Below are 17,354 nucleotides of genomic sequence, written 5' to 3'. Positions count from 1 at the left end.
GCCGGACCACCTCCTCCTTCCAGGACACATGGCCTCACCCCGTACCGACCTGTCCGCCTTCGCTGCCGGTCTAGCCGACCATCTGCCCGGCACCTGGACCAGCGAGTATCAGCGCCACGCGCAGTACGCGGACCAGTTCCCCCGCACCGAGCAGCTCTGGGACGCCGGCCACGTCGACTACGTCGTCAGCCAGTACATCCTCACCCACGACGCCGTGCTCGACCAGCGGTTGTACGTGGCCGACCGGCCCCTCTACCCGCACCAGTTCGTCGTCGCCCCGCTCGCGCCCGACGGTCCGCACATCAAGCCCCACCACTTCGACGCGGTCGAGGAACCCAACGGCAGCGCCGTTCCCAAGGACCCTGCACGGGCCGCGGCACACGTCGCCCGGCGGGTGCTGCCCCGCTACGAACAGGCCCTGCAAGAGGTCCTCGACAACACGGTGGCCCAGCCCGACCCCCCGCACCGGCCCGGCCCGCCGCAGGTCGACCAGGTCCTCACCCTGACCCTGTACAGCGACGGAGCCCTCGGCGCGCCGTACGAGAGCGTGCCGGTCGATGCCCGCATGACGCTGTACGCCCACGGATTCCAGTACCACCCGCACCAATCGGCGTTCCTCCTGCCCACCGCGTACGGGGACAGCGGTCGTGCCCTTCGCATCCACAGCGTTGTCCAGCAGCTCACGGCCAAGGGCATCGGCGTGAACCTGCGCCACTCGGCGCCCACCACCAGCGCCGCCCTTCCGCCGGCGTCACCGAAGACCGCACCAACGACCAGCCGCACGCGCTGATCCCCTTCCGTAGATTCTTGGAGCCTCCATCCGCAACGCTCGCCCCACCCTGCCGCTGATCGTCGGCACTGCCTGCCTCGCTCTGGCCCTCAACGGCTGCGCCGACGAAGGCGGCACCGCCCACGCCCAGCAGACGCCCCGCGCCAGCACCGCCCCGAAGCCCGCCCCGGGTCTCAGCGCCGCCCAGGCCCGCGACGTCATCACGCACTACTCGGAGATCAACAACGAGGCCAACGCCGACCGTAACCGGCGCCTGCTCGACACGGTCGAGGACGGCCCGCTGTACGCGATGTCCGTCTCGGACTACACCGAGACCGAAGGTCTTCCCGCGGCCGACCGCAAGCCGTACAAGCCGTGGTCCTACGACTCCGCGAACGCCAAGCTGTACATCCCGCGCCTGGCTGCCGGGCAGGACCGCTGGTTCGCCGCCGCGCTCTCGGACCGGAAGGGCAAGGCCCCCTCGCGCCTGGGCGTGTTCGCCGAACGGCCCCAGCACAAGCGCTGGGAGCTGGTGTCCGTCGTCGACCTCGACGGCCAGAACCTGCCCGACATCGCCCTCGACCGGGACGCGTACGCCACGGCCGTCGCCGCGAACGGCGACAAGCAGCTGGCAGCCGGCGCCGACCTGCTGCGCACAGGCGTGATCGACAACTTCGCCACCGGAGGCGCGAACACCGGGACGAAGGTCTTCGCGCCGACCACGGCGAGCAAGCAGCAGATCGAGGTCCACGACAAGACCGGCACCCGCTACGGGAGACAGGGCACCACCGTCTTCGCCGGCACCGCCAACCGCTACAAGGACGCCTACGCCCTCAAGACCACCGACGGCGGCGCGTTGGTCCTCTTCTCCCACACGCACACCCAGACCGACGCCGTCGCGCACTCCGGCCTGCAGATCAACCCCGGCAAGGATGACCGAGCCTGGCTCCACGACGTGCCCCGCACCTCCATCACATACCCGTTCGTGTGCAACGACGCCGCCAGCGTCCCCGCGAAGGCCGAGCCGTCGCGCCTGATCGGCTACACCTGCGCCCGCACCGACGCCTCCGGCCCCCCGGTCGCCTCCTGGTCGGACCGCGCGTAAACGCGTCCCCCTCCCACGCGCCACACACCACCTTGATGGCCGCCGAACGCCCCGATGCGGAGAAGTCCCTGTCCACACGTTCCTTCATCGCCCGCCCCGCCGACGGCACGGGGTACAGCGGCATCCACGTCCAGCTCGACGGCGTGCCCAGCCACCACCTGCCCCTGCTCCTGGCCGCCTACCAGTACAAGTTCGGACGCGACGTGGAGGCCATGTCCCGTCACCTCATCGACGACGTCGCCGTTGGCTGGGACGAGCTGGGCACCGATCTTCTCGACGGTGCCCCGCCCGCGCTCGTCGCAGCGCTGACCGGCGGCGAGCAGTGGCCCAGCCGCACGCTCGACCACCTGGTCACCCCCGACGGCTCCCCGCCGGTACGTATGACGGTCACCGACGAGACCGCCGACGCGCAGGACATGCAGTGGGGATACGTCCTACACCAGCAGGGAATCGAGGTGATCAGCCTCCTCCACGAGGACATCGGACCAGTCGTGGACTGGGCCACCGACCCGCGCACCGCCTTCAGCGACCACCCGGCAGCCTGGTCCTCCCTCGCCCCCGCGCCGGCCATCCGGACATCGCGCAGCACGCCGCCCCAGAGCGCTCCCGCCGTATCCCCGGCGAAGGCCGGCGCTCCGCGCCCCGCCACGCGCCGCTAGTTCCCCTCGCTTCCCGGAGCCTTCCCTGCCCCCGCACACCACCCCCCTGATCACCGTGGTCATCGCCAGCCGCCTGCGCGAAGACCGGCTCGACTACCTGACCGCCATGCACGCCAGCCTCACCCGGCAGTCCGTGGGTTGGGAGGCCATAATCGCGCTCGACGGTGCCTCACCCGATCGTCTGCCTGCCCCGCTCGCGCAGGACCCCCGCGTCCGCACCCTTGCTCTGCCCCGCCCGGTCGGCGCCGCCTGCGCCCGGAATCTGGCCCTCGCGCAGGTTCGAACCCGGTATACGAACTGGGCGGACGACGATGACGAGTTCACCGACGACGCCATGTCCGTACGGCTGAACACCCTGGAATCGACCGGGGTCGGCTGGTGTGCGGGCTGGAGCGAAGACCAGTACCAAGACGGCTCGACCACCTTGTGGCGCTGCCCCACCCCGCCCGGCCGCCACGAGGCCGGAGACGTGTGGACCTACTGGAAGTCCCCGGCGGACACCATCCCCATCGGGCCGACCACGATCCTCGCCCGCACCGACCTCGTGCGCGCCGCACCGATGGGCGGGCTCGTCCAGGGCGAGGACTACTGCGCGGCCCTCGGCGTGACCGCTCTCGCGTCCGGAATCCTGCTGCCGACCCCTGTGTACAAATATCGCAAATGGGGCGGTCAGATGACGGCCCAGATGGCATACGACCAGTTGGAAGCGGCGGCTAGAGAGCATGCCTGGCAGTACGGCCGCAGCCTGCGCTCCGTCCTGCGCAGCGGCGAGGACCTGGTCCATGGCTGAGGCGCAGATCATCCTGTCGCACAGCCGGGATTCGGGCATCGTCGCCATCGCCTCGGGCGAACAGTACCCGTGGGCACACACCGCCCTCGCGGAGAGCGGCTTTCGGCGGGATGACGACGGCGTCTACCACCTGCCCGCGGACGGCAACCAGACCACCGTGGTCGACCTGGTCAAGTGCGCGAAACGGCACCGCACCAGCGTGCACACCAGCAGCCGGCGCTTCATCGGCGACGCCGCCCGCGACCTCGCGCGCCAACTGCCCGGCCAGTGGACCACGTCGGTCGAGATCTACTCCCACCCCGCCTGGCAGGAAGACCTCGTGCCCTGGATCTGGGACAGCGGCGTACTCGGCCGCGCCCTCCAGAGCGAGCGGATTCCCTACGCCGCCACGCTCACCGACACGGTGCACGGCACCACGCTGCTGTTCGTCGAACGCCCCGGCCGTCAACTCGACTACCTGGTAGGCGCCTTCGCCCCGGAAGGGCTCGAAGAGGGCTACGGCGATCCGCACGGGCCGCGCAGCATCGTCCTGCCGCCGTTCGCCGGACGGGCGGCCCAGGCCGTCGCCGACCGGTACCTACCCTCCTACGAGCAGGCCGTCCACGCCCGCCGGACCTCGGCCATCGCCGCCGTGCTCGGGGGTATCCGCTCCGAACACGACACATGGCAGGCCATGGTCGCCTCCGGCCGCTACAGCGACGCCACCCCGCTGAGCGCCGCCGCCCTCGGCGCCGCGACCGAGGAATTCCTCGACCACTCCTGGCGCCGATTCCTCACCGTCGTCGACCACGCCCCGACGCTCATCGACCGATGCCGTCCCGCCAGCAGCCCGTGGCCCGACGACGCCGCGACGCTCTCCCGCCTGGCCGACGCCGTCACCAATGCCGAGACCCTGCTCGACGAGGTGGTCCACGGTGGTCCTGTGCCGTCGCAGGAGCGCAATGCCCGCGCGTGGCCGGCCATCGAGACCTGGCTCACCGACGGTGAGACCTTCCTGCGCCAGGCCCGCGTGAGCGCACCCCACCGCCGCCCAGCCCTCCCCGTCTCTGCGCCGGCACGCCCCCTTACCGCGGCCCGTCCCACGCACCTCAGCCACTGACCGCTCCACCCCGACAACGTGAGGAGAACCCCACCCCCTTGCTACCCGGCACCCACTTCACCTTTGGCGACCACGAGGAACACGGCTTCGTCGCCTCCTTCACCTCCTCCCTGCCCGCGCACCTCGCCCACTGGTACCTGGAGCGCGAGCAGTTCGAGCCCATCCCCGATCAACCCGGGCTGTACCGGCTCAGCGAGCCCGAGCGGGACGGTCCCCGCCGGACCCGTCAGGCCGTCCACGATCTTCGCCGCCAGGGCTTCACTGTGCAGGCCGACATTCGCCTCGACCCGGCCGTTTCCGCCAGCCCACCACGGCCGGTCCGGGCGAACGGACTGATGAAGCGCCGCAGCCGTCTCGCCGAGGCCGCCGCCGGCCGAACGACTCAGCGTCGCGCGACACCGCCCACCACCTCCGCGCCAGCCGCCCGGCCGATCCCGCCGAAGCCCACCTACGCACCGACCGTCCACCTGACCGCCTCAGGCGGCGGACGGTCCCGATGACCCCCGCAAGCCCCCCGACCCCCGACGGCCCCCGGCCGGTGAAGCCCGAACTCGCCAACGCGGCGCGCGACTTCCGGCTGCGGATGGCGGTCATCGACCGCGAGACCGAAACCGCCCTCGACATGACACGCGACCGCTACGGCCGCACCGTCCACGCAAGCGCCGCAGCAGCCGCACGAGCGCAGCGCGACAAGTCGGCGGTCGAGGCGTACACCACGCACCTCGCCCCGCACGCCGACGCTCTGCTCGATGCCGCCCGCCGTGCCCTCGACGAGCTGCCGCCTGCCCGGCACCTGGCCGGGTGGCGGACCGTGCTGGACGGCCTGGCCGCTTCCGCCACCGAAATCCGCCGGGCCCTCGACCGGCCGGCCGCCCCCGGCTCCCCGGCCGAACGCGCGCAGCACTCGGCCCTGTGGCAGCACCTCACCGCATGGGCGGATCACAGCTTCATCGCCAGCAACCTCGCCGACCAGAGCGATGGCCAGCACCACAAGGCTCCGCTGACCGAAGAGGAACAGCGGATGTGGACCGAGATGGCCCAGGCCGCGCAGAGGCGCGGCAAGCTGGAGCTGACCGAGTCGTGGTACGCCGCCGACGGGCAGCCGATCACCCTCGCCCACCTGGTCGAAGACGACGACTCGACGCTTGTCGCGCTGCGAGGCGACCCGGACGCACCGGGCTGGCAGGTGATCGGGCACTACGCCCACGAATACGAGGCAGGGAAAGTCCTGCCTGCCCCAGTCCCGCCCGGTGTGCTGCGCGCCGATGTCTCCGGGTTCAACCGGCCCGAGCCCACCCCCGAGATCTCGCTGCAGGAACTCACCCGGGACGTCGTCGAGGCCCAGCACGCCGGTGACGCGTCCAACGCGCTCCTCAGCGCCACTCAGCGCGGTTACGACGCAGGGCCGATGGTCCGTCTCCAGGAACTCCTGGAAACAAGCAGTCAGTTCGCCAGTGCGCTGGAGACCGTGCAGGGCCGCCAGGTCGCCGCCCGCCTCTCGGCGCTCGGCCGGCAGATCGAGTTCCTCACCCGCGAAGTCGAAGAAGCGGCCGAGGACCTCGGCGCGACCGTCGCCGTCCTGCCGCCGCACCGCACCCCCGTGCTGCGCGTCCGCCCGCGCCCCGCCGTGGACACAACACCACCCACGCCGCCGCCCCGCGCGAGCACGCCCGTCCGCCACCGCTAAGCCAGAGAAAGCACCCGTTGTCCCTGACCGCACCCCCTGCCCCGGCACCGCGCATCACCTACGGCGCGGTGCTGGGCAGCCCGTACGTCGCCCGCCTCCTCGGCGGCACCCTCACTGGCCGACTCCCCAATGGCATGGCGCCCGTCGCCATCCTGCTGTGGGCCACCGCGAGCGGCAGCAGCATCGCCTTCGGCGGGCTGCTCAGCGCCCTGTACGGGCTGTCGTCCGCGCTGGCCCAGCCGGTCAAGGGACTCCTCATGGACCGCCACGGCCAGAGCGCGGTGTACCTTCCGGCCGCCCTGCTCAACTCGGCCCTCCTGGTGGCCCTGCCCCTGGCCGAACCGTACGGCGGACCGGGCCTCACCTCGGCCATCGTCGTCGGCGGCGGTCTGACCACGCCTCCGCTGGAGGCCGGGCTGCGGGTGCTGTGGCCGAGCGTGCTGCCCGACCCCCGTCTTCGGCACGCCGCGCTCGCGCTCGACACCGGCACGCAGGGCCTGCTGTACATCGTCGGCCCCCTGCTCGTGGCCGCGCTCGCCTCCGCGTACAACCCCGCCGTCGCGCTCACCGTCACCGCCGCCCTCGGCCTGGCCGGCACCGCCGCGGTCGCCCTCGCGCCGCCATCGCGGCGCTGGCGGCCCGAACGGTTCGAGGGCCAGGACGCTGCCCAGGCACAGCAGTTGGCCACTCCCGCCGTGTTGCTGCTGTTCGTCTCCCTCACCGGCATCGGGTTCGCTATCGGAGCCATGAACGTGTGGTCCATCGCCATGGCCGAGCACCACCACCAGGACATGCTCTCGGGCATCATCCCTGCCGCGTTCTCCACCGGCAGCTTCCTCGGCGGCCTCATCTACGGAAGTCGCACCTGGCAGGGCACCACCACCAGGCGACTGATCATCGCCACAGCCTCGTTCCTGGCCGGGTGGCTCCCACTCTTTGCCCTTCCGGGCCCGTATGCGGCCATCGCCGCGGTCACCGTGCCCGGTGCGTTCCTGACCATCGTCGTCGCCTGCGCCTACGTCACCACCGACGCCCTCACTCCGGCGGGCCGCACCAGCGAGGCGTACGCGTGGCTGATCCTCGCGATCGGCGCCGGGCAGTCCGCCGGCACCGCCCTGGCCGGACGCCTCGCAGAGCAGGCTCTCGCCAGCGCTGCGCTCCCCGCCGTCGGCGCGGCCTTCGCTCTCACCGTCCTTCTCGCCGCGCGCCGACGTCTCGGCCCCACCGGTCAGCGGCAGCGCGGCCGGCATCGCCGCCCGCTCCGAGGCCGGCACAAGACGCCCTGATCAGAGCGCAACACCCCTACTTTTCGACCCTTTTGAGGAGATCCATTTATGGCCGTCCGTACGCAGTGGACCGTGGAGCACGCCTGCTCCCACCAGGTGGTTCATGACCTGTCCAACCGTCCTGCCGACAAGCGGGCCGGATTCGCCCGCTGGCTCGCGGCGAAGGACTGCAGCGACTGCTGGAAGGCGGCACGCGACGCCGATACCGAGTCCAAGGAGGAGTGGCTCGCAGCCAAGCGCGCCGCCGAGCAAGAGGCGGCCGTCGCGTGGGCGACGCAGTTCGACATGCCGCAGTTGGAAGGCCCGGAGAGGGCCCTGGACTGGGGCGAGCGCTCCCGCCACCAGCTGGTGGCGGCCGCGCACACCGCGCTGGTCGTGGAGGGGGCCTGGGACGAGTCGGACTGGGCGGAGCTGGAAGAAAAGGCCCGCGCCATCACCCGCGCCGGGTGGTGGATCGACCAGCGCGACGCCGAGGGCACTGACCTGCTCGAACTCCTCGACGCAGCCACCGAGGCGGACCGCGGGACGGAGAACCCGTTCCACTGATCGCGGCGGAACATAGCCGGGAAACGCCGGTTAGCCAAACCGGCGTTCCTCCGGACCATTGTTCCTCCCACCCCGCCACCGATTGCGTGGAAGGAACCGCATGTCCCAGCCCCCGCCCACCTCGGCGTTCGCGCCGACGCCCGACCCGCTCACCCCCGACCGGGACATCACGCACCAGCACTTCCAGGCCGGTGACACCGTCGTCGTCCTGAAGGGGGTGGCCGGCGGTGAACTGTGGGGAGACGCGATGCGCGTCGTCGCCCCGTCCTGGCACACCCCGACCGACGAGGACGGATGGCGGCTGCGGGATACGACCGGCGGAGCCCAGTCCTACGTCACCGGCCACCCCCGCTACCTCGTGCACCTCTCGCGCCGCTGCCCGGACTGCCTGATCTACCTGCGAGCCATGGAGGACGCACTGCTGCCGCGGTACGCCGACCGCAACGAGCTGATCGACTGCGGCTGGTACACCACCACCGCCCTCAACCATCTCGTACACATCGCCGACATCCGGGGCGGCCGGTGATTCCCCGCCTCCATGAACGGACCCATAGGCCGCACGACTCGCTCGCCGAGGTGCTGGGGCGGCCGGTCTCGCCGAACGAGGGACTGACGGAGTACACGGTCGTCGCTCACTGGCCGGGCCTGGATTACTTCACCCTGGACGACGAGCAGAAGATCTGGACGTCCGTCCAGTGGGCTGAGCACCTCGAAGACCCCTATCTGGAGCATCCGTTCGCCGCCAGCCCGGAGGATGACCGGCGGGCGATCCTCCACCTCGACGTCCGGCTTCACCCGGACGACCGGGAGCTGACCGGCCCCGAGTGGGCCGAAACCGCCCACCGGCTCGCGCGGGCCGCCGGTATCGAGATTCCCGGCAAGGAGCACAGCTGCCGGTGGATTGCCGTTCAGGCACAGCCCGGACGCATCGATTTGATCGCCAACCTGATCCACCTCGACGGCGCGTGGCACGCCCCGCCCGCGGACATCCTGCGGCGCCTCTCGGACGAGGCGTGCCGCATCGAGCAGGACCTCCACCTGATCCCCGTCCGCACCGGCCCCACGGCGCGGCCCTCCATCCGCCCGGCGCCCACGGCATCTGCCCAGCTCGCGAGCATCCTCACACAGCTCGCCGACGAGCAGATCGGTCCGCTGGCCACGGTCCGCGGACTGGTCGAGCACACCGCGCACCGACTCGCCCGCCAGCCCGGCGCCGCCGGCACCGACACGGCGCACCGCCTGGAGCTGATCGCCCGACGCCTCCACGCCGTCCAGCAGGACCTGGACACCACCGCAGCCCACCTGGTACAGCCCCGGGTCGCCACCGTGCCGCCCGCCGCCCGGCACACCGCCCACCGATCGCCGTAGGAGAAACGTCTCGTTGCCCCGTACCGACCGCTTCCTGGACATCCGCCGCGACCCGCATTCCGACGAACTCCTCGCCCGCGGCGGTGACTCCGAGGCACACAGCGTCCTGCAGCGCGCAGGCTTCATCGCTGTCGTCCGCGTCCACGAGACTTACCACCGCGCCCCCACCGGCCTCACCGAGGACGACGAGTCCCGTCTCGCCACCGACGCCGTCGCCCGCCTCCGGGTCGCCGGGTATCACGTCGACTGCGACGAGGACTTCGACACCGACGCCCGTCCGGACAGTTACCTGCCGCTGGGCTCCTCCGTCGCCCATATCGCCGAGCGGATCCGCGAGGCCACCACCACGGAGGAGGCGGCCGACGCCCTGACCGACCTGACCGCCGCCCACGACGGCGTCCTCGCCGCGCTGGACGAAGTCCTCACTGCCACCGCTGACTTCCACGACGGGCTCGGCCAGGCAGCCGACCCCTACATCGCACGGCGGTTGCGCTACCTCGCCGACGAGCACCTTCGCGTCATCCGCACCGACCTCGCCGACACCCGCAACACGCTCGCCGACCGGCACGCCCCGCACCCCGGCCGCATCACCTGCAGCGGGGAGGTCCCCGCCACCGAACGCGAGCGCTCCGCCGTGTGTGCCTGCCCGCCCCCGCCACGCACGCTCCCGGCCCCACCGCCCCCGGTGGCCGCCGGACTGCGCCGCTGACTCCCACCTCGCCCAAGGACACCATGCACGACCACGACACCTCCGAGCGCCTCGCCTCGTACGCCGACGTCCTCGCCGGCGAACTCCCCGACAACTGGTCCAGCTCCCACCTCCCGCCGGACGCCAAGGACGATCTCGCTGAACTCGCCGACCGGATCTGGGATCTGGACCTGGTCGCCGCCTCCCTCGCCGAGCACCCGCTCCAGCAGGCCGCCGTCCTGAGCCGCCCGGACGGCGCCCAGCTCGTCGTCCTTAACCGGCATGACGAGCGCGACGGCTTCCTCATCGCCGCCGTCGCCCCGCGTGCCCTGCCCGACGAGGCGTACCGCGCCGTCCCCGAGCCCAACGGCATTGCCCTGGCGGACGACCCGTTCCTGAGCGCCGAGCAGGTCGCCGGCGACCTGCTCGCTCGCTACGACAGCGCGCTCGCCCAGGTCCGGCACAACGCCCTGGGCGGCATCCAGCCCTCCCAGCCGGACCGGGTCGTCCTGACCTGGCAGCCGGACGGCAGCGTCGCCACTGCCCCCGCCGATGACTGTGCCGGCGCCGTCCTCGAAGCGCACGGCTTCATTCAGGACCCGCAGAGCGGCATCTACCGCCTGGGCGGCGACGACACCCAGGCCCAGGCCCGCGCCCTGCGCGAGATCGGCCCGCAGCTCGCCCCGCTCGGCATCGGCACCGCCCTCCAGCACCCCGCGGGCCGGACCGCGCCCACCTCCGCCCCAGCTTCCATGCCGCCGGCCCCGACCGGCACCCGCACGCCGGCCACCCGGGCTCGATGAAACAGACGGAGCCCGGCATCTGGGTGCTGGAGTACGTCACACCATCACCAAGGCCCCCAACGCCGTTGACCCCGAAGAGAGGCCCATGGCCAATTTGGCCGACGAGTACGGCACGGACGTCGAGATCTACATCAAGGCCCTGACGACCACCATCCACGCCGACACCCCCACCGGCGCCCCCGCCAGACTCCACGCCCTGCTGGAACAGCTCGGCCTGGAACGCCACGAATACCCCACGGGCGGGCCGCACTACATCTGGCACACCGTGCCCGAACACGTCGGTGCCGACGAGCAGAAGCGCCTGGCGACACGCGCCATCCCCGCCCTGCTCCTGGCCGGGTACGAGGTCAACGGCACGCCCGACGTCTTCGACGAAGCCACCTACCGGCAGGCCGTGCGCGACCTCCGCACCCGTGCCGCCCGCCCTGCCGCGCAGCAGCCGGCACCGGCCAGCTCCCCCTCACGCCCCGCACCTGCCCGCCGCACCCCGTAAGACGCCCGGGCGGCCCCGGCACGACGCCGGGGCCGCCCACCGCACCGCTCGATCCCCGGAGAAACCCGTAGCAGCCCGCACTCCCCCACCGATCAGCAACCGGCTCAAACCCCGACTCGCGACAGCCCTGTTCCGCCGCTACCTGCGCGCCTGCATCCCGACCAGCCCCGACCACGCCTCCCCGCTGGCCGGCGCCCGCCCGGAGGCCATCCTTACCGAGACGCAGCGCGTCGGCCACCGCCACCACCACTGACCGTCCACCGACCCGGAGGAGCATGTCCCACCCCGCCCCCTACCCGGTGAGACTGGCCGACGAGATCACCCGCCAGCTCGGCCAACTCGCCGACCACCTCTCCCAGCTCCCCCCGCCCCAGGCCGCGCAGGTCATCGCCCGCGTCCTCGACCCGGACACCGGAGTCCTCGGCGGCGTCACCCACCTCGTCGCCACCGGCAGCGTGTTCGCCAAGGACCAAGCAGAGCGAGGCGCCCTCCCCGCAGAGGTGTGGCTCGCTCTGGGCCGCGCCTCGAACGAACTGCACGACATCACCCTCGACCTGGACGAACACCAAGACACCCTGAAGCACGTCGGCACCCAGCCCGCCGCCACTGCGGCGAAGCCCCCGGCACCCGCACCGCTCGTCGTCCGGCGGCGCCGATGAAGAAGAAGCAGTGGCAGGGCTGGGGGCCCGGCGAGCAAGCCGAGCAGCACTACCTCGTCCAGCCCCGTGCCCTGGCCGGCGGCGGCGACGTCCGGCACGTCTCAGAATTCCTGCGCGCCTCGGGATGGCGGGACAAGTCCAAGTCGGGCGGCCCTTTGTTCATGGAGAGCCCGGACCGCACCGTCCGTGTCGCCTACGACCCCTACGTCCTCCCCGGCGGGTGGACCATCCACGGCAAAGCGAACGGCCCCAACGGCGAGTGGTCGGCGCACCTGGGCCGGCAGACCCCGGTGGAGATCGTCGCCGGCCTGACCGACGCCCTCACCCGTCCCCGCGAGGCCCACGCCCCCAACGTCTGGGCGCCGTTGCAGGAGCAGAACTGGCACACGCGTTTCGAGGGCGAGCACTACATGGCGACCAGCCCCGACGGCACCGCGTGGATGCAGTACCACCAGGGCAACGACGGCTCGGCGATGTGGTGGACCGGAGCAAAGGACAAGCAGGGCAACGGCTGGACGGCCAACTTCACGCCGAACACGCCGATGCACCTGGTGCAAGCCTTCTCCACCGAACTCGCCGGCCCCGAACCCGTGATGCGCCCGCGCGGACGCGTTCCGCACAGCGCGCAGATCCGTACCTGGTCGGTCTCCGTCAAGCCCTCCCAACTCAGTGCGTTGCAGCAGGCCCGGATCACGGCCGCCCGCGCCGCCACCTGGGCCCGCAACAGCACCCGAAGCACCCGGCCGCGCACCAGCGTCCGTCCCTACACCCCGGCCGGCGGCGCCCGGACCCGCCGCTGACCCGCCGCCCCGTTCCAAGGAGCCCGATGCCCGCACTCACCCCGGACACCATCCGCACACTGACCGAAACACTGTCGGACCTCACCGACTACCTGCGCGAGAACCCCGACCCCGTGGAGGCCCTCGCCCTCGTCGAGCCCCTTCTCGACGAGTACACGGGCCTGCCTGTCCAGCTCGCCGACACGCTGCGTGCCCTCGCCCGTGCCGTGCAGGACCACCCGGACGTCCCGCGCACCGCCCAGGGCGACCTTCTGATCACCGAGTTGCGCACGGCCGCGTGGGAGCAGGCCGACCAGCACACTCTCCACTACGTCCTGGACGACCTCCGCGACCTGTACGGCAGCGCCGTCGCGAGCGAGCCGGGGTGCTGCTGGTGCCGCTGAGCGAACGGCAGCTCGCCGCGTTCGCCGACAAGTACGCCGGGCAGATCCCGTTCGACACCAGCCCCCGTCACCTCGCCGGGGCCGGAGATGCCCGCCATGTGACCCACGGTCTGGCCGCTGCCGGATGGAGCGCCGTCTCCGACCCGTTGAGCGCCGAGATCGTCCTGCGCAGCCCCGACCACCGGTACTGCCTCCAGTTCGACCCGCAGTCCCGCACCTCGGCGTGGTGGCGGCTGCGGGCGGAGCCCACCGACAACGGGCCTGGCTGGTACGCCGAGTTCGGTGAACTCGTGCCCGCCGAGGTCCTCGCCGGCTTCACGGACGCCCTCATCGTTCCGCCCCCGCAGCCGACGGGCCCGTGGCAGCCGGTGACTTCGGCGGGGTGGCACCGCGACTCAGACGGCACAGCGCGCTCGCCGGACTCCATGTGTCACATCGAACTGCGCCCGTTGAGCGAATTCCGCGACCGGCCGTCCTGGCACGTCGAGACCCGCGAGCCCGGCCACGGAGAGTTTTCCGGCCCGCGCATCTGGCACGCCTACTTCGACGAGCACACCCCCGCCCACCTGGTCGGATCGTTCCTCACCGCACTGGCCGACCGAGGCCCGCTGCAGCGCGGCATGTACGACCGCACCGGCCACTACAGCGCCGTGCAGGAGCCCAGCCCTCTGCGCCCACAGCAGGTGGTCGACGCCCATGCCACGCGCCTCAAGTCCCTCCGCGCGCAGGCACGCTCCGCCCGCCGGCAGCAGACGAAACCCGCGACGACCCCGGCGAACGTCGGCACCGCGCAGCCGGCCGCTCGCCGCTGAACCGACAGGAATCCACCTCATCTCCACCGACCACCGCGCACACCGCGACTTCCTCCGTCACCTCGACGACTATCTGAGCGACAGCAAGAAGGTCCTCGACGCCTGGGACGTCTACTCCGACGAGCACACCGACCTCGACGGCTGGCCCCACGACGACCACGCCTACGGCATGCGCGCGAGCCAGCGCGACGCCGACACCCTCACGGCGTTCGAGCCGCTCCGCTACGGCGCCCGTCACCTGCTGGCCACGGCCGAGACGCAGCTGGCCCAGCTGCCGGAGAACACGGTGCAGAGCCGCTGGGTCTACCAGTTGGGCGTTCTGCACGCCGCCCTCGGCCGGCTCGACGAACTGCACGAGGAGTGGCTGGAGATCCGAGACGCTCTCCCGGCCACCGCCAAGCCCGGCACCGCCGACTTCGACGACGCCCTCGCCGAGCATCACGCCAAATCGTGGAGCTACCTCGACGACTGGGCCACCCACGGCAAGGCGCTCCGGGAAATCAACTCCGCTGCTCGCAAGGCCCGTTCGCCTCTGGCCCCTATACCGGTCCCCGCGCCCGTCCGGCGATCTGCGGCACGGAAGTGAGCATGCCCCCGACTCCCGAGACCGTCGAGGTCGACTTCATCGCCCCGCGTCACCTGGCCGGCGGCGGTGATCCCGCCTGGATCACCGTCCCCCTCCATCGTGCTTGCGGCTGGAGTCACGGCAACGACCCCCTGATGCCGCGCGTCCTGCTCTCCAGTCCCGACCAGAAGGCCCTCCTGCGCCTGGAGCCCGACCCCGATGGACAGTGGTGGACGTTGAGCCACGCTGCGGAGCCGGACCGGCTCGCCTGGTATGCGAGCTTCGGCGCCCGCACGCCCGTCGAACTCATCGCCGCCGCCACCGACGCCCTCACCGACCCAGCCCCGCCGGCGGGCGCGCCCTCCGATCCGTTCGAGCCGCTTCGACAGATCGGCTGGTCGCCCGCCCCCGCGGACAACGGCCTCGTGTCGCCCGACGGCACCGCGTACCTCCAGCGGCTGGGCAGCGCGGAAGAACCGGGCGCCTGGTTCGTCACCGCCACGCTCGGCCCGGACCGGCCGGTGTGGCAGGCCCGCTTCGGCGTGCACACTCCCGCCCGCCTGGTCACCGCGTTCACCGCTGCGCTCGCCGATCCGAAGCCCCTACCGCGCATCGACAGCGGGCGCAGTCTCCCGACCCGCGACCCGAACGTCGTCACCCGTAGGACCACGGACGTGCTCGCCGTGTACGTCGCCGGCGCGCTCGAAGAACGAGTCCACTCCCTCGCTGCCCGGCACGCCGCCCCGCCGACGAGTCCGGTCCCCTCGCGACAGCCGCCGGCCATGAACAACCGCAGCCGCTGATCCACCCCGTCCCCGCCCGGAAGCACGTAGCCCTTGCCCCCTTCCTCCTCCAACAGCAACACCGACGGGTACGACCTCGTCCTGCGCCTCCTCCTCGGCGTGCTCGCCGTCGTCGTCCCCCTGTCCCACCTCGCCTGGCTGTCCGGCAACATCACCGCCTACCTCACCGGCGCCACCTGGGCCCTCTACCAGCCGACCGCCGCCTTGCTCCACCCCGAGCAGGTCTGGCCCGAAGCAGGAGAAACCTCCCTGCTCCTCGGCGCCCGCATCGTCCCCGTTGTCCTGCTCCTGGCCCTCGGTGTGGGGGCGGGCGTCCTGTGGGCCCGGCACAAGAACCGAAGCGGCGGCCGGAAGAAGATCACCGACATGGCCAAGGCCCGGGACATCGAGCCGCTGATGGCCAAGGCGATCACCGACAAAGCCCGCTCTTTGCGCCCAAGCCTGAAGGACACCAAACGCATCGACGCGAAGGACACCGGCATCCTCCTCGGCAACCTGCAGGGCAGCCGCCACGAGGTACGGATGGGGTTCGAGGACGTCGCCGTCGCGATCATGGCGCCCCGGTCCGGCAAGACGACCTCGCTCGCCATCCCCTCCATGCTCAGCGCGCCCGGCCCGGTTCTGCTGACATCGAACAAGGCCGCCGGAGACGCATTCACCACTGCCTACGAGGCCCGGGCGGAGGCGGGGGCGGTGTGGACCATGGACCCGCAGCAGATCGCCCACGCCGCCCGCGAGATGTGGTGGAACCCTCTCGCCAGCGCGACCACCCTGGACGGGGCGAACCGGCTCGCCGGGCATTTCCTCGCCGCCTCGGTGGACGCCTCCCAGCAGGGCGACTTCTGGTCGAAGGCCGGCAGCAACATCCTGTCCCAGTTGCTGCTGGCCGCGGCGCTCGACGAGCGGCCGATCACCGACATCATGCAGTGGCTCGCCTTTCCCGCCGACCGCACTCCGCTCGATATTCTCCGCGACCATGATTTCGCCGCCGTCGCCGCTCAGCTCAAAGGAACCGTCGAGGGGCCACCGGAAACACGCGATGGAATCTACGAAACAGCTCGGCAGTACGCCTCCGCGCTCTTGAATTCAGAAATAGCCGCCTGGGTGACACCGCAGAAGGACGTCCGGGAATTTCGACCGGAGCAATTCGTCACCTCCACTGACACGCTTTTCCTGCTCAGCAAGGACGGTGGCGGCGGCGCCTCGGCGCTGATCGCGGCCTGCGCGGACTCCGTGATGCGTGCCGCAACCGCGCAGGCCGAACGCGCAGGCGGACGCCTTGATCCGCCCATGCTCGCGATCCTCGACGAGGCCGCGAATGTTTGCAAGATTTCAGACCTCCCGGATTTGTATTCGCACCTCGGAAGTCGCGGGATCATCCCCATTACCATTTTGCAGTCCTACCGCCAGGGCCAAAAAGTTTGGGGGGACGCGGGCATGGATGCCATGTGGTCTGCCTCGACGGTAAAGGTCATCGGCAGCGGCATCGACGATCCCGATTTCGCAGACAAGTTGAGCCGGTTGATCGGCGACCACGACGTCGAGACCACGTCCACTTCGCACTCCGAGTCCGGCAAGTCGACCTCGGTATCGATGCGGCAGGAGCGGATCCTGCCCGCCGACGCGATCCGCGCCCTCCCCAAGGGCACCGCGCTCTGCTTCGCCACCGGCATGCGGGCCGCCATGCTCGACCTGCGCCCGTGGTACCTGGAGCCCGGAGCAGAGGAGTTGTCCGCGGCGTCCGCCCGCGCGTCGAAGGCGATCACCGCCCGCGCCGTGGCGAAGCACGCGCCGACGCAGTCCGACTTCGGGAAGGCCGTGTGAGCGACGTCCGGCTGCACCTGGTACCGGTCCGCTCACGTGAGGCCAAGGACTTCGTGCGCACCTGGCACCGCCACCACCCGCCGCCCGCCGCCCGCCAGACAGATCTTCGCCGTCGGAGCCGCCGACGAGACCGGCACACTGCGCGCCGTGTCCATTTGTCGGCCGGCCGACTGCCCGTCACCTCGACGATCGTCAGCTTCAGCGTTCGCCAGCAG

Annotated in this window: 21 protein-coding genes; all 21 read left to right on the top strand. The window is 71.4% G+C overall.

Translation table 11 applies throughout. The features are described from left to right. The first annotated feature begins 28 nt into the window (after nucleotides 1–28). The 21 genes from OG199_RS35710 (at nucleotide 29) to OG199_RS35610 (ending at nucleotide 17,139) form a co-directional block, all read left to right on the top strand. A complete protein-coding gene (locus tag OG199_RS35710) occupies nucleotides 29–790 on the top strand; it encodes a hypothetical protein (protein ID WP_277312378.1) in 762 nt (253 codons plus the stop codon). A gap of 289 nt (nucleotides 791–1,079) precedes the next feature. Then, nucleotides 1,080–1,874 (top strand): hypothetical protein, encoded by a 795-nt coding sequence (locus OG199_RS35705; RefSeq protein WP_277312377.1) that lies wholly within the window; start codon nucleotides 1,080–1,082, stop codon nucleotides 1,872–1,874. A gap of 143 nt (nucleotides 1,875–2,017) precedes the next feature. Beyond that, complete coding sequence (locus OG199_RS35700; protein WP_277312710.1) at nucleotides 2,018–2,533, top strand: hypothetical protein; 516 nt, start codon at nucleotides 2,018–2,020, stop codon at nucleotides 2,531–2,533. A 46-nt stretch (nucleotides 2,534–2,579) separates the two neighbouring features. Next, nucleotides 2,580–3,323 carry a glycosyltransferase family 2 protein gene (locus tag OG199_RS35695; RefSeq protein ID WP_277312709.1) on the top strand — a complete coding sequence of 248 codons (744 nt, stop codon included), beginning with the start codon at nucleotides 2,580–2,582 and terminating at the stop codon, nucleotides 3,321–3,323. Next, nucleotides 3,316–4,422, top strand: a complete 1,107-nt coding sequence (locus OG199_RS35690; protein ID WP_277312376.1) for a hypothetical protein — start codon at nucleotides 3,316–3,318, stop codon at nucleotides 4,420–4,422. The genes OG199_RS35695 and OG199_RS35690 overlap by 8 nt, the downstream gene beginning before the upstream one ends. A 38-nt stretch (nucleotides 4,423–4,460) precedes the next feature. After that, a complete protein-coding gene (locus OG199_RS35685; RefSeq protein ID WP_277312375.1) occupies nucleotides 4,461–4,922 on the top strand; it encodes a hypothetical protein in 462 nt (153 codons plus the stop codon). Beyond that, the gene (locus OG199_RS35680) at nucleotides 4,919–6,109 is read left to right on the top strand and encodes a hypothetical protein (RefSeq protein ID WP_277312374.1); all 1,191 of its coding nucleotides are present in this window, start codon (nucleotides 4,919–4,921) and stop codon (nucleotides 6,107–6,109) included. The genes OG199_RS35685 and OG199_RS35680 overlap by 4 nt, the downstream gene beginning before the upstream one ends. Nucleotides 6,110–6,126: 17 nt before the next feature. After that, nucleotides 6,127–7,395 (top strand): MFS transporter, encoded by a 1,269-nt coding sequence (locus OG199_RS35675; protein ID WP_326746023.1) that lies wholly within the window; start codon nucleotides 6,127–6,129, stop codon nucleotides 7,393–7,395. A gap of 48 nt (nucleotides 7,396–7,443) precedes the next feature. Further along, nucleotides 7,444–7,941 carry a hypothetical protein gene (locus tag OG199_RS35670; RefSeq protein ID WP_277312372.1) on the top strand — a complete coding sequence of 166 codons (498 nt, stop codon included), beginning with the start codon at nucleotides 7,444–7,446 and terminating at the stop codon, nucleotides 7,939–7,941. 100 nt (nucleotides 7,942–8,041) lie between these two features. Next, nucleotides 8,042–8,467, top strand: coding sequence for a hypothetical protein (locus OG199_RS35665; protein ID WP_277312371.1), 426 nt, complete (start codon nucleotides 8,042–8,044; stop codon nucleotides 8,465–8,467). Beyond that, complete coding sequence (locus tag OG199_RS35660) at nucleotides 8,464–9,309, top strand: relaxase/mobilization nuclease (RefSeq protein ID WP_277312370.1); 846 nt, start codon at nucleotides 8,464–8,466, stop codon at nucleotides 9,307–9,309. The genes OG199_RS35665 and OG199_RS35660 overlap by 4 nt, the downstream gene beginning before the upstream one ends. Nucleotides 9,310–9,322: 13 nt before the next feature. Then, nucleotides 9,323–10,018, top strand: a complete 696-nt coding sequence (locus OG199_RS35655; protein WP_326746020.1) for a hypothetical protein — start codon at nucleotides 9,323–9,325, stop codon at nucleotides 10,016–10,018. Between the two features lie 23 nt (nucleotides 10,019–10,041). Further along, nucleotides 10,042–10,800, top strand: a complete 759-nt coding sequence (locus OG199_RS35650; RefSeq protein WP_277312368.1) for a hypothetical protein — start codon at nucleotides 10,042–10,044, stop codon at nucleotides 10,798–10,800. An 85-nt stretch (nucleotides 10,801–10,885) separates the two neighbouring features. After that, nucleotides 10,886–11,293: a hypothetical protein gene (locus OG199_RS35645; protein WP_277312367.1), complete on the top strand. Its 408-nt coding sequence runs from the start codon at nucleotides 10,886–10,888 to the stop codon at nucleotides 11,291–11,293. 275 nt (nucleotides 11,294–11,568) lie between these two features. Continuing rightward, nucleotides 11,569–11,952 carry a hypothetical protein gene (locus OG199_RS35640; RefSeq protein ID WP_277312366.1) on the top strand — a complete coding sequence of 128 codons (384 nt, stop codon included), beginning with the start codon at nucleotides 11,569–11,571 and terminating at the stop codon, nucleotides 11,950–11,952. Beyond that, nucleotides 11,949–12,752: a DUF317 domain-containing protein gene (locus OG199_RS35635; protein WP_405832941.1), complete on the top strand. Its 804-nt coding sequence runs from the start codon at nucleotides 11,949–11,951 to the stop codon at nucleotides 12,750–12,752. Before OG199_RS35640 ends, OG199_RS35635 begins: the two co-directional genes overlap by 4 nt. A gap of 26 nt (nucleotides 12,753–12,778) precedes the next feature. Continuing rightward, nucleotides 12,779–13,135, top strand: a complete 357-nt coding sequence (locus OG199_RS35630; protein WP_405832940.1) for a hypothetical protein — start codon at nucleotides 12,779–12,781, stop codon at nucleotides 13,133–13,135. Beyond that, on the top strand, nucleotides 13,126–13,947 hold the full coding sequence (locus OG199_RS35625) for a DUF317 domain-containing protein (protein WP_277312365.1): 822 nt from the start codon (nucleotides 13,126–13,128) through the stop codon (nucleotides 13,945–13,947). The genes OG199_RS35630 and OG199_RS35625 overlap by 10 nt, the downstream gene beginning before the upstream one ends. After that, nucleotides 13,832–14,533 (top strand): hypothetical protein, encoded by a 702-nt coding sequence (locus OG199_RS35620; RefSeq protein WP_277312364.1) that lies wholly within the window; start codon nucleotides 13,832–13,834, stop codon nucleotides 14,531–14,533. The genes OG199_RS35625 and OG199_RS35620 overlap by 116 nt, the downstream gene beginning before the upstream one ends. A gap of 2 nt (nucleotides 14,534–14,535) precedes the next feature. Next, the gene (locus OG199_RS35615; protein ID WP_405832938.1) at nucleotides 14,536–15,315 is read left to right on the top strand and encodes a DUF317 domain-containing protein; all 780 of its coding nucleotides are present in this window, start codon (nucleotides 14,536–14,538) and stop codon (nucleotides 15,313–15,315) included. 33 nt (nucleotides 15,316–15,348) lie between these two features. Further along, the gene (locus OG199_RS35610; RefSeq protein WP_405832936.1) at nucleotides 15,349–17,139 is read left to right on the top strand and encodes a type IV secretory system conjugative DNA transfer family protein; all 1,791 of its coding nucleotides are present in this window, start codon (nucleotides 15,349–15,351) and stop codon (nucleotides 17,137–17,139) included. Nucleotides 17,140–17,354: the final 215 nt, after the last annotated feature.

Source organism: Streptomyces sp. NBC_01176 (genome assembly GCF_045039825.1).
In the GTDB taxonomy this organism is placed as follows: Bacteria; Actinomycetota; Actinomycetes; order Streptomycetales; family Streptomycetaceae; genus Streptomyces.
The sequence above is the reverse complement of the archived record's forward strand: the minus strand, read 5'-3'. Positions and strand labels throughout refer to the sequence as shown.

Coding starts and splice junctions, on each gene's coding strand:
- OG199_RS35650 (WP_277312368.1), top strand. CDS start 10,042: ATGCACGACCACGACACCTCCGAGCGCCTCGCCTCGTACGCCGACGTC.
- OG199_RS35615 (WP_405832938.1), top strand. CDS start 14,536: ATGCCCCCGACTCCCGAGACCGTCGAGGTCGACTTCATCGCCCCGCGT.
- OG199_RS35630 (WP_405832940.1), top strand. CDS start 12,779: ATGCCCGCACTCACCCCGGACACCATCCGCACACTGACCGAAACACTG.
- OG199_RS35635 (WP_405832941.1), top strand. CDS start 11,949: ATGAAGAAGAAGCAGTGGCAGGGCTGGGGGCCCGGCGAGCAAGCCGAG.
- OG199_RS35680 (WP_277312374.1), top strand. CDS start 4,919: ATGACCCCCGCAAGCCCCCCGACCCCCGACGGCCCCCGGCCGGTGAAG.
- OG199_RS35645 (WP_277312367.1), top strand. CDS start 10,886: ATGGCCAATTTGGCCGACGAGTACGGCACGGACGTCGAGATCTACATC.
- OG199_RS35705 (WP_277312377.1), top strand. CDS start 1,080: ATGTCCGTCTCGGACTACACCGAGACCGAAGGTCTTCCCGCGGCCGAC.
- OG199_RS35690 (WP_277312376.1), top strand. CDS start 3,316: ATGGCTGAGGCGCAGATCATCCTGTCGCACAGCCGGGATTCGGGCATC.
- OG199_RS35620 (WP_277312364.1), top strand. CDS start 13,832: ATGCCACGCGCCTCAAGTCCCTCCGCGCGCAGGCACGCTCCGCCCGCC.
- OG199_RS35670 (WP_277312372.1), top strand. CDS start 7,444: ATGGCCGTCCGTACGCAGTGGACCGTGGAGCACGCCTGCTCCCACCAG.
- OG199_RS35710 (WP_277312378.1), top strand. CDS start 29: ATGGCCTCACCCCGTACCGACCTGTCCGCCTTCGCTGCCGGTCTAGCC.
- OG199_RS35665 (WP_277312371.1), top strand. CDS start 8,042: ATGTCCCAGCCCCCGCCCACCTCGGCGTTCGCGCCGACGCCCGACCCG.
- OG199_RS35640 (WP_277312366.1), top strand. CDS start 11,569: ATGTCCCACCCCGCCCCCTACCCGGTGAGACTGGCCGACGAGATCACC.